Genomic DNA, 10,000 nt, shown 5'->3' on the forward strand with positions numbered 1-10,000 from the left:
GCCCAGGTGGTGGACGAGAAGGGGCAGGCGCTTTTTGAGCTCATCGCCGATCGCTACACGGGAGTGGTCTCCCCGGAACCTGGCCCCAACATGATGTGGAACACCCGCTACGGCATGATGGGCGGGCCCGTGCAGACCCCTGTCCGCTTCCCCCTGACGGAAGCCAGGAAGCTGGCCGAAACCTTCCTGAAAGGCTACCTCCCGGGTGCCCAGGTGCTGGAAGCCGGGGCTTTCCCCGGGTACTACACCTTTGACTTCGGGCGCAAGGAGGTGGAGGGCATGCTTTCCGTGAACACCTACACGGGGGAGGTCTGGGTCCACACCTGGCATGGCCTCTTCCTGGGAGAGTGACCCCGGTAGGGCCCTTCCTATACCCCCATAAACCGCTCAATATGGCTTTCACGAAGAGCCTTCTCCCTCAGGTTCCGTTACACTTTAGGCAGGGAGGGTATCATGACGGACCTAAGGAAAACCCTTCAGACCAGCCTGGCCGAGGCCCGTGCCCGACTGGAAGCCGCTTTAAAGGAAGAAGGCTTCGGCATCCTCACGGAGATCGATGTGGCCGCCACCCTGAAGGCCCGCCTGGGCCTGGAAAGGCCCCCTTACCTGATCCTCGGGGCCTGCAACCCCAACCTGGCCGCCAAGGCCCTCGAGGCCGAACCCGACATCGGCCTCCTCCTCCCCTGCAACGCCGTGCTCAGGGAAAGCGGTGAGGGCGTGGAAATCCTCCTCCAGGACCCCCAGGGCATGTTCCAGGCCCTCCCTCCGGAAAAGCAGGAGGTCCTTAAGCCCGTGGTGGAGGAGGCTAGAAGCCGGCTGGAGAAAGCCTTAGCCAAGCTCTAGAGGGTTCCAAAGGGACCTTTATACTTCCTTTACAGACCCCCCCTACCCTCTGGAGGTATGAACACGGATCGCCGAACCCTTTTAAAGCTTACCGCAGGCCTCCTCCTCTCCCCCCGGGCCAGAGGGCAAGCCTCCTTTCCCGAACCCCCAGTGCTCAAAAGCCGGGATGGCCTCTTGCAGGTGCGGCTGAGGGTTGCCCCCACCCCCCTTTCCCTGGTGGGCCGGGAAGCGCGGCTTTGGACCTACGGGGGCAGCTTCCCAGGGCCTACCCTCAGGGTGCGCCCGGGGGATGCCGTGCGCCTCGAGCTGGAAAACCTTCTCCCCGAGTCCACGAACCTGCACTGGCACGGGCTTCCCATCTCCCCTAAGGTGGACGACCCCTTTTTGGAAATCCCGCCGAAGGAAACCTGGAGCTACGCCTTCACCGTCCCACAGGACCTGGCGGGAACCTTCTGGTACCATCCCCACCTGCACGGGCGGGTGGCCCCCCAGCTCTTCGCCGGACTGGCGGGGGCCATGGTGGTGGAAAGCCCCTTGGACGGGATTCCTGAGCTCCGGGAAGCCGAGGAGCACCTTCTCGTTTTAAAGGACCTGGAGCTTGCGGGAGGCCGCCCTGCCCCCCACTCCCCCATGGACTGGATCAACGGCAAGGAGGGCAACCTCCTCTTGGTCAACGGGGCCTCCCGCCCCACCTTGCGGGCCGGCAGGGCCACCTTGCGCCTCCGCTTGCTGAACGCCAGCAATGCCCGTTACTACCGGCTCCGGTTGGAGGGGCATCCCCTTTACCTCATCGCCAGCGACGGGGGATTCCTGGAGGAACCCTATGAGATCCCCGAACTCCTCCTGGCCCCCGGGGAACGGGCTGAGGTCCTGGTACGCTTTCAGAAGGAAGGGGTATTCCGCCTCCTCGCCCTACCCTACGACCGAGGGATCCACATTATGGGCGGGATGGGGCACATGGGCCACGGAGGGATGTCCACGGGGGCAAGCCCTGGCAGCCCGCAAACCCTCCTCACCCTGGTGGCCCCACCCCGCCCCAAACCCCTCCCCCTGCCCAAGGCCTTGGCCACACTACCCCCCCTCAACCCCAACCAGGCCAGGGTGACCCGGCGCATCGCCTTCACCGAGGACATGATGGCCGGGAAATTCTTCATCAACGGCCAAACCTTCGATCACCTCCGGGTGGACTTCCAGGGACGGGCGGGGGACCTCGAGGTGTGGGAGGTGGAAAACCAAGGGGACATGGACCACCCCTTCCACCTGCACACCCACCCCTTCCAGGTTCTCTCGGCGAACGGCAAGCCTCTTCCTTACCGCGCCCTCAAGGACGTGGTCAATCTGAAGGCCAAAGAGGTGGCGCGCCTTCTCGTTCCCCTTAAGAACCTTCCCGGGAAGACCGTTTTCCACTGCCACATCGTGGAGCACGAGGACCGGGGCATGATGGCGGTGCTGGAGGTGGGGCCCTCGTCGTGAGCCTCTCCACCCTGGTGGTGGCCTTCGACACCCTTCTCCCAAGGCAGGCGCACCTCCGCGCTTAAGGCTAGACTGGAGGCATGGACTTTACCGCCCTAAGGGAGGACTTCCCCCTGATCGCTGGGCGGCCGGATCTGGTCTACCTGGACTCCGCCGCCACCAGCCAGAAGCCCCAGCGGGTTTTGGAGGCCTTGGACCGCTACTACAAGGAGCTCAACGCCAACGTCCACCGGGGGGCCTACCGCCTCTCCGTGGCGGCCACCGAGGCCTACGAGGAGGCCAGGCGCCGCATGGCCCGCTTCCTCAACGCCGAGGAGAAGGAGATCGTCTTCGTGCGCAACACCACCGAGGCCCTGAACCTGGTGGCCTACGCCTGGGGCCTGAGGAACCTGAAGGAAGGGGACGAGGTCCTGGTCACGGAAATGGAGCACCATGCGGGGCTTGTGCCCTGGCACCTGGTGGCGGGGCTTAAGGGAGCCCGGATCAAGGCCATCCCCCTCACCGAGGAGGGCCGGCTGGACCTCTCCGCCCTGGACACCCTCCTCACGGAAAGGGTCAAGGTGGTCTCCGTGGTCCACATGTCCAACGTCCTGGGCACCATCAACCCCGTGGCCGAGATCGCCAGGAAGGCCAAGGAGGTGGGGGCCCTGGTGGTGGTGGACGGGGCGCAAAGCGCCCCCCACCTGCCCGTGGACGTGAAGGCCCTGGGGGCCGACTTCTTTGCCCTCTCCGGCCACAAGATGCTGGGGCCCACGGGGGCCGGGGTGCTCTTTGGACGGTACGAGGTCCTGGAGGGGATGATGCCCTTCCTGGGGGGAGGGGAGATGATCCGGGAGGTCCACGTGGACCGCTCCACCTACGCCCCTCCTCCCCAACGCTTTGAGGCCGGCACCCCCCCCATCGCCGAGGCCATCGCCTTGGGAGAAGCGGCCAGCTACCTGATGGAAGTGGGCATGGAGCGGGTCTTTGCCCATGACCGGGCCCTTTTGGAGTACGCCATAGACCGCCTTGCGGAGGTGCCGGACCTCAAGGTGTATGGCCCCCGGGGGGAGGATCGGGGCGGGGTCATCCCCTTCACCTTAGGCCGCCTCCACCCCCACGACCTGGCCACCTTCCTGGATCTGGAGGGAATCGCGGTGAGGGCCGGGCACCACTGCGCCCAACCCCTCCATCGGAAGCTGGGCCTGGCCGCCACGGCCCGGGCGAGCTTTTACCTGTACAACACCCTCGAGGAGGTGGACCGCTTCGTGGAGGCCCTCCTGCGCATCCACACCCGGTACCGGGCCTGGTTATAATGGGGGAATCCATGAGCGTCCTTGACGAGCTTTACCGGGAGATCATCCTCAAGCACTACCAGAACCCCAAAAACTTCGGGGTCCTGCCCCAGGCCACCAAGACCGCCGGGGGCATGAACCCTTCCTGCGGGGACCAGGTGGAGGTGATGGTGCGGCTGGAAGGGGATACCATCGCCGACATCCGCTTCCAGGGCCAAGGGTGCGCCATCAGCACCGCAAGCGCCTCCCTCATGACCGAGCTGGTGAAGGGGAAGAAGGTGGCGGAGGCCCTGGAGCTTTCCAGGAAGTTCCAGGCCATGGTGGTGGAAGGGGCCCCTCCCGATCCCGCCCTAGGGGATCTCCTGGCCCTCCAGGGGGTGGCCAAGCTCCCCGCCCGGGTGAAGTGCGCCACCCTGGCCTGGCACGCCCTCGAGGAGGCCTTGCGGTGAGGCGTTACCCCGCCCATAAGGTGACCCCCTTGCTGGTCCAGTACCCCGACCTCATGGAGGCCTGGAAGGAGGCCGCCAAGGCGGGGCTCCTTAGGGCGGAGAGCCACGATGGGCGCAACTATGTGGTGGTGGAAGACCCAAGCCTCATCGCCCGGCTCAAGGCCTTGGGCCTCGAGGGGGAAGCGGTGAAGGAGGCCTAGATGCGAGGCGTGGTGTTCTTGCACGCATTCCCCTACAACCCCCGGATGTGGGAAGAGGAGATGGGCTACTTCCGGGGGCGGCTTCCCGTCCTGGCCCCCCATTACCTGGGGCTATCCCTTTCCCAGGCGGCGGATAAGGTGCTGGGGGAGATGGACGAGGCGGGCCTGGAGGAGGCGGTCTTCGTGGGGCTTTCCATGGGAGGCTACCTCATCTTTGAACTCTGGCGGAGGGCCCCCGAGCGCTTTTTGGGCCTGGTGCTGGCGGATACCCGCGCGGGAGCCGACACCGAGGAGGGCAGGAAAAACCGCCACGCCCTGAGGGAAAGGGTTCTGGCGGAAGGGGTGGGCTTCCTCCCCGAGGCCCTCCTCCCAAGCCACCTGGGCAAGACCACCCGGGAGGAGAAGCCCGAGGTGATGGCAAGGGCTAAGGCCCTCATCCTGGAGGCCAGCCCCGAGGCCGTGGCAGGAAGCCTCCTGGCCCTGGCGGAACGCCCCGACTCCACCCCCCTTCTTCCCGGGATGCGCCGCCCGGCCCTGGTCCTGGTGGGGGAGGAGGACACCCTGACCCCGCCCGAGGAGGCCAAGGCCATGGCCAAGGCCCTGCCCGACGCCCGCCTGCTCATCCTCCCCGAGGCCGGGCACCTTTCCAACCTGGAAAACCCTAAGGCCTTCCGCACTGCCCTCCTGGGCTTTTTGGCCGAGGTGCTCTAGAGGCGGAAGACTTCCTCGCCCCCCAGGGTCAGGCCCAGGCCGGCATACCACCATCACGTCGGGGTAGTAAACCGCCTCACCCCGGATCCTGAGCTTCATGCCGCTCCTATACACCCGGCATCCCCTGGACCTGGCCGCTTCCAGAAAGCGGGCAGCGACGGGGAGGGCCACCCGCTTATGGGGGGCGCTGGCCCCCGCCACGGCGTACACGCGCCCCCGCAGGTACTCCCGCTTCACCGGGGGTCGGGCCTCCTCCTCCAAGGTCTGGGGAAGCTTTGGGGCCAGGATCCCTATTGTAGGCCCCCACCCCTTGCGGCACCGGGGTTTGGCCAAGCCAAGGGGCTACTCCCCCTTGGGCTCCCGGGCCATGAGGGCGGAAAGGGCCTTTAGGGGATCCAGCCCCCCATAGACCACCCCATAGACCGCCTCGGCGATGGGAAGCTCAAGCCCGGTCCGCTCCCGCCAGGCCATGAGGGCCTTGACCGCATAGAGCCCCTCCACCACCCCCCGGTCCTCGAGGCGCTCCCAGGCCTCCCCCCGCACCAGCCTCTCCCCCGCCCCTCGGTTTCGGGAGTGGAGGCTATACGCGGTGGCCAGGAGGTCCCCCAGGCCGGAAAGCCCGTAAAAGGTGGCCTCCTCTCCCCCCTGGGCAGCACCGAAGCGCACCATCTCCCTAAGGCCGCGGGTGAGGAGGGCCGCCTTGGCGTTATCCCCCAGGCGGAGCCCGTCCACCATCCCCGCCGCCAAGGCCAGGATGTTTTTCAAGGCCCCACCCAGCTCCACCCCCCGCCGGTCTTGGCTGGTGTAGACCCGGAAGGTGGGCCCGGAGAAAAGCTCCTGCACCCTCTTGGCTAGCTCCAAAGGCCCCGCCGCCACGCTGGCGGTGGGGAGAAAGCGGGCCACCTCCTCCGCGTGGTTGGGGCCGGAAAGGACGGCCACGGGCCTACCGGTTAAGGCTTCCACCACCTCGCTGGGGGTGTAGAGCTCCCCCTCCTTGAAGAAAAGCCCCTTGGTGGCGGAAAGATACCAAGGGGCCTTGGGCAGGGGCCTTAAGGTTTCCTCCAGGGCCTTGGAGGGCAGGGCCACCACGGCCAGCTCCGCCCCCTCCAAGGCCTCCTGGGGGTCCGCGGTGGGGTAAAGGTAAGCGGGGAGGGCCACCCCTGGCAGGTAGTCCTTGTTTTCCCGGTTGGCCCTAAGGGCCTCCGCCTGCTCCTTCCTCCTGGCCCAGAGGGCGGTGGGAATCCCCTTGCTGGCCAGAAGGACCGCCAAGGCGGTGCCCCAGGCCCCAGCTCCCAGGATGGCCACCTTCATAGGAGCGCGCTCACCTCCCAGGCCTCATACCAGGCCGCTAAAAGCAGGAAAAGAGCCCCCAGGTAGAAGGTGAGTAGCAAGGCCCTAAGCCCCTTCCTATACCCCTCCCCTCCCGCGGTCTTGGCCAGAAGCACCAGTCCCCCAAAGGTGACCAGGATGTAGGCTTGAAGCTCCAGGACAAGGGTGGGGAGGTGGACCAGGAAGGCAGCGCCCAAAAGCGCCGGGGACAGGGCGAAACCGAAGACCAGATAGCGAAGGGCATTCAAGAGGAGGACGGGAATCCCCAAAAGCAGGGCGGGCAGAAGCCCGGTGAGGAAAAGCCCCTGGCCAAAGTTCCAGTGGAAGATCGCCCCGGCCAGGACCAGGATGCCCTTCCCCGTGGCCTTTTCCAAGCCAATGGCCTCGAGGGCCCCGCCGAAAAGGGCCTGCACCGCCCGGGCCATCTCCGGCATCCCATAGGCCAGCACACTCCCCAGGGCAAAGAGGCCATAGAGAAGGAGATTGGTGAAAAGGTAAAGCCCGCGGTGGGCGCGGAGGAGGGAAAAAGCCTCCAAAAGCCAGGCGCGAAAGGGTGAGGGCTGGAGGAGGAGAAAGCCCCAGAAAAGGGAAAGGAGCAAGAACCCCCACCCCGCCAAGGGGCTCAGGAGGTACCCGGGGAGGGAAAGCCCCTGGGGGCGGAAGTAGACCCGCTTAGCCTCCCCCCCCTCCAGGACCACCACCACCTCCCCCACCTCCTCCCCCACGGCCGCGGGGAAGAGGACCCGGTTCCCCTCCACCCTGGGGCTATCCAGGTTGAGGGAGAGGCCCTTTGGGGGGGGCGGGAAAAGGGCGTAGCGCTCCAAAAGCCCGGGAGCCTCCTCGGGGGAAGCCCTCAGGACCTCCTCGAGGCTCGGCGAAAGCTTTCCCGCAAGCCAGGCCTCCGCCGCCTGCCGAGCCGGCTCCACCGGGGAGGAGGCCAAGGCCCAGGGAAGAAGAAGAAGCCAGGCCACAAGGCGCATGGCCTCAAACCTCCTCCAAGGGGACACCATCCCGGCACAGGGGGCAGGCTTCGGGAAGGTACTGGGGCACCTCCAGCCTAAGCAGGGCCCGGAAGGGGACGCCAAAGTCCGCCACCCCCCCGCTTCGGTCCACGATGGCCCCCACGCCCACCAAGACCCCTCCCCTGGCCTCCGCTGCCCGTATGGCCTTGCGCACGCTCTCCCCGGTGGTCACCACATCCTCCACCGCCACAAAGTGCTCCCCCGGGTTCACGGTGAGGCCCTTGCGCAGGGTCATCCCTCCCTGGCCATCCTTTTCCGCGAAAAGGGCCCTGGCCCCCAAGGCCTTGGCCACCACGAAGGAGAGCACCACCCCGCCCAGGGCCGGGCCGATGACGAAGTCCACCCTTTCGTCTTCAAAAAGCTTGCCCAAGGCCTCCCCCACCGCCTCCGCATAGAGGGGATGCTGCAGGAGGGCAGCGGATTGCAGGAAGATGGGCGAATGCCACCCCGAGCGCAGGAGGAAGTGCCCTTCCAGAAGGGCCCCCGTCCTGCGGTAGAGCTCTAGGACATCCATCCCCCCTACTCTACCAAAGCCTTATAGAAGTCCTCCGCCGCCTTTAAGGCCCCCTCGAGATCCGGCCTGCCTCCCGGGTAGAAAAGGGCGCGGCTAGCGGTGTTCAAAAGGCCGGGGCCCTTCAGGGGCCTCCCCCCTTGGGCCCCTACCCCGGGGAGGAGGAAGGGAGCATGGGGAGCCTTTTCCCGCACCGCTAAGACCGCTTCCGGGTAGGTGGCCCCCACCACCATGCCGATGCGGCTCCACTCCCCCTCCCAATACCCTTCTCCCTCCCGGGCCAGGGCCTCCGCCAGGTGGAGGTAAAGGGGCCTTCCCTCCACCGATAGGTCCTGCAAAAACCCCGATCCAGGGTTGGAGGTCTTGACCAGAACGAACACCGCTCCCTGGCTTTCCCGGGCCGCCTGGAAGAAGGGCGTTAGGGCATCAAGGCCCAGGTAGGGGTTCACGGTAAGGGCGCTTCCCGGAAAGCGCTGGAGGTAGGCCTTGGCATAGGCCTCGGCGGTGGAACCGATATCCCCCCGCTTCCCGTCAAAGATCACCGGCAGGCCCATGACCCGGGCGGCGCTGGCCAGCTCAAAAAGAAGCCCGAGCCCCTCCGGGCCCAGGGCCTCGAAGAAGGCCAGCTGGAACTTCACCCCAGCCAGCCGTGGAGCCAGGGCCTCAAGAAGCTCCAGCGTGTACCGCCTTAGGTGGGCTAGGGGCTTAAGCCCGTGAAGCTCGGGCCTAGGGTCCACCCCGAGGACCAAAGGAGGGCGGGAAAGCGCCAGGAGAAAATCCATGCCTTCCACTATAGGCCTTGACAACCCCGGTTCGCAGGACATAAAGTTGGCGGCGTAAACAAGGAGGAAGTATGAAAAGGCTTTTTCTGGCCCTAAGTCTTCTAGCCCTGGCCGCCTGCCAGCAGCAGGCCACCCTGAAGCCCCAGGCCCTTAGGGAAGCGGGCCAGACCTACATCGCCATCCTGGAGCCCACGGCCTCGCCCACGCTTCCCGCCCGTTTCTCCGAGCGCCTTGCCGCTTTGGAAAGGGCCCACGGCCTTTCCATCCCCGCGGAGGACCGCCTCGAGGCCCTGGGGGCCATCATCCTCCGCAACCTTACCCCCGCCCAGGCCCAGCGCCTGGCCCAAGACCCCAGGGTCTACGCCCTGACCCCGGACCAGGAGGTCAAGGCCTACGCCCAGACCATCCCCTGGGGAGTAGACCGCATCGGTGCCCCCACCACCACCGCCAAGGGGGCCAACGTCTCCGTGTACGTGGTGGACACCGGCATCAAGGTGGGGCATGAGGACCTCACCAACCTGATGGGGGGGTATGCGGTGGTGAAGTGCCGGGGCAGATGCAAAGCCGCCTATGACGACGACAACGGCCACGGCACCCATGTGGCGGGCACGGTGGCCGCGGTGAACAACAGCGTGGGCGTCTTGGGCGTGGCCCCCGCCGCCGAGCTATGGGCGGTGAAGGTCCTTTCCAACGCCGGGTCGGGAAGCACCAGCGGCATCGTCCAGGGCATCAACTGGGTTATCGGCCACAACAACGGGGGCAAACCCAAGGTGATCAACATGAGCCTCGGGGGAAGCGGCATCGACGACCAAGACGGCCAGTACTGCCCCAGCACCCGCTCCACCAACGCCTTCCACAACGTCATCCAAAAGGCGGTTTGCGACTACCGGATCACGGTGGTGGTGGCTGCCGGCAACGAAGGGGACAACGCCGCCAACCACACCCCCGCCGCCTACGACGAGGTCATCACCGTAAGCGCCACCAACAGCCAGGACGACTGGCCCTCTTGGTCCAACTACGGCCCGGACGTGGACCTCGCCGCCCCGGGGGTTTCCATCCTGTCCACCTGGAACTCCTCCACCACTAGCTACAACACCATCAGCGGCACCTCCATGGCCAGCCCCCATGTGGCCGGGGCGGCCGCCCTGGTGCTTTCCCGCTACCCCAGCTACACCCCAGCCCAGGTGAAGCAGGCCCTCCTGCAAAACGCCGAAAGCACCGCCACCTGGCAAAACACCTCGGGGAATCCGCACCCCGAGCCCTTCTTGAACGTGAGGGGATTCTAGTCCCCCAAAGGGAAACCCCCGCCCTAGGGCGGGGGCTGGTCCTTTCCATGGAAAAAGAGAAAACCCCCCAAGGGGGGTCGCACCCGTTTGGACCACGGGGTCTTGAAAGCGCAGGAACGG

Annotated in this window: 11 protein-coding genes and 2 pseudogenes; 8 read left to right on the forward strand and 5 right to left on the reverse strand. The window is 66.3% G+C overall.

Features of this window, described 5'->3' with window-relative positions:
- The 7 genes and pseudogenes from L0C59_RS03140 to L0C59_RS03170 all read left to right on the forward strand — a co-directional run.
- Window positions 1-351: pseudogene (locus L0C59_RS03140) on the forward strand (peptidase M4); the annotation flags it as partial.
- 102 nt (window positions 352-453) lie between these two features.
- Window positions 454-843 (forward strand): DUF302 domain-containing protein, encoded by a 390-nt coding sequence (locus L0C59_RS03145; protein ID WP_243089762.1) that lies wholly within the window; start codon window positions 454-456, stop codon window positions 841-843.
- A 57-nt stretch (window positions 844-900) separates the two neighbouring features.
- Entirely contained in the window at window positions 901-2,316 is a 1,416-nt protein-coding gene (locus tag L0C59_RS03150; protein ID WP_243089763.1) for a multicopper oxidase family protein, read from the forward strand.
- A gap of 80 nt (window positions 2,317-2,396) precedes the next feature.
- Window positions 2,397-3,611, forward strand: coding sequence for an aminotransferase class V-fold PLP-dependent enzyme (locus L0C59_RS03155; protein WP_243089764.1), 1,215 nt, complete (start codon window positions 2,397-2,399; stop codon window positions 3,609-3,611).
- A gap of 11 nt (window positions 3,612-3,622) precedes the next feature.
- Window positions 3,623-4,039, forward strand: coding sequence for a Fe-S cluster assembly sulfur transfer protein SufU (sufU, locus tag L0C59_RS03160; protein WP_114313916.1), 417 nt, complete (start codon window positions 3,623-3,625; stop codon window positions 4,037-4,039).
- A complete protein-coding gene (locus tag L0C59_RS03165) occupies window positions 4,036-4,239 on the forward strand; it encodes a hypothetical protein (protein ID WP_243089765.1) in 204 nt (67 codons plus the stop codon). Before sufU ends, L0C59_RS03165 begins: the two co-directional genes overlap by 4 nt.
- Complete coding sequence (locus L0C59_RS03170; RefSeq protein ID WP_243089766.1) at window positions 4,240-4,950, forward strand: alpha/beta fold hydrolase; 711 nt, start codon at window positions 4,240-4,242, stop codon at window positions 4,948-4,950.
- A gap of 33 nt (window positions 4,951-4,983) precedes the next feature.
- On the opposite strand, the pseudogene L0C59_RS11095 reads toward L0C59_RS03170, so the two are convergent.
- From L0C59_RS11095 to pyrF, 5 genes and pseudogenes are all read right to left on the reverse strand, one after another.
- Window positions 4,984-5,187: pseudogene (locus L0C59_RS11095) on the reverse strand (Uma2 family endonuclease); the annotation flags it as partial.
- A 105-nt stretch (window positions 5,188-5,292) separates the two neighbouring features.
- Window positions 5,293-6,261, reverse strand: coding sequence for an NAD(P)H-dependent glycerol-3-phosphate dehydrogenase (locus L0C59_RS03180; RefSeq protein ID WP_243089767.1), 969 nt, complete (start codon window positions 6,259-6,261; stop codon window positions 5,293-5,295).
- Window positions 6,258-7,259, reverse strand: a complete 1,002-nt coding sequence (locus L0C59_RS03185) for a hypothetical protein (protein WP_243089768.1) — start codon at window positions 7,257-7,259, stop codon at window positions 6,258-6,260. Before L0C59_RS03185 ends, L0C59_RS03180 begins: the two co-directional genes overlap by 4 nt.
- A 4-nt stretch (window positions 7,260-7,263) precedes the next feature.
- Window positions 7,264-7,815, reverse strand: coding sequence for an orotate phosphoribosyltransferase (gene pyrE / locus L0C59_RS03190; protein ID WP_243089769.1), 552 nt, complete (start codon window positions 7,813-7,815; stop codon window positions 7,264-7,266).
- 5 nt (window positions 7,816-7,820) lie between these two features.
- Complete coding sequence (gene pyrF / locus L0C59_RS03195) at window positions 7,821-8,594, reverse strand: orotidine-5'-phosphate decarboxylase (protein ID WP_243089770.1); 774 nt, start codon at window positions 8,592-8,594, stop codon at window positions 7,821-7,823.
- 71 nt (window positions 8,595-8,665) lie between these two features.
- Here pyrF and L0C59_RS03200 point away from each other — a divergent pair, with 71 nt between their 5' ends.
- The gene (locus L0C59_RS03200; RefSeq protein ID WP_243089771.1) at window positions 8,666-9,880 is read left to right on the forward strand and encodes a S8 family peptidase; all 1,215 of its coding nucleotides are present in this window, start codon (window positions 8,666-8,668) and stop codon (window positions 9,878-9,880) included.
- Window positions 9,881-10,000: the final 120 nt, after the last annotated feature.

It is taken from the genome of Thermus neutrinimicus (assembly GCF_022760955.1).
GTDB lineage: Bacteria > Deinococcota > Deinococci > Deinococcales > Thermaceae > Thermus > Thermus neutrinimicus.

Excerpts from the sequence above, each read along its gene's own strand:
- L0C59_RS03145 (WP_243089762.1), top strand. The coding sequence starts at position 454 with ATGACGGACCTAAGGAAAACCCTTCAGACCAGCCTGGCCGAGGCCCGT.
- L0C59_RS03150 (WP_243089763.1), top strand. The coding sequence starts at position 901 with ATGAACACGGATCGCCGAACCCTTTTAAAGCTTACCGCAGGCCTCCTC.
- L0C59_RS03155 (WP_243089764.1), top strand. The coding sequence starts at position 2,397 with ATGGACTTTACCGCCCTAAGGGAGGACTTCCCCCTGATCGCTGGGCGG.
- sufU (WP_114313916.1), top strand. The coding sequence starts at position 3,623 with ATGAGCGTCCTTGACGAGCTTTACCGGGAGATCATCCTCAAGCACTAC.
- L0C59_RS03170 (WP_243089766.1), top strand. The coding sequence starts at position 4,240 with ATGCGAGGCGTGGTGTTCTTGCACGCATTCCCCTACAACCCCCGGATG.
- L0C59_RS03180 (WP_243089767.1), bottom strand. The coding sequence starts at position 6,261 with ATGAAGGTGGCCATCCTGGGAGCTGGGGCCTGGGGCACCGCCTTGGCG.
- L0C59_RS03185 (WP_243089768.1), bottom strand. The coding sequence starts at position 7,259 with ATGCGCCTTGTGGCCTGGCTTCTTCTTCTTCCCTGGGCCTTGGCCTCC.
- pyrE (WP_243089769.1), bottom strand. The coding sequence starts at position 7,815 with ATGGATGTCCTAGAGCTCTACCGCAGGACGGGGGCCCTTCTGGAAGGG.
- pyrF (WP_243089770.1), bottom strand. The coding sequence starts at position 8,594 with ATGGATTTTCTCCTGGCGCTTTCCCGCCCTCCTTTGGTCCTCGGGGTG.
- L0C59_RS03200 (WP_243089771.1), top strand. The coding sequence starts at position 8,666 with ATGAAAAGGCTTTTTCTGGCCCTAAGTCTTCTAGCCCTGGCCGCCTGC.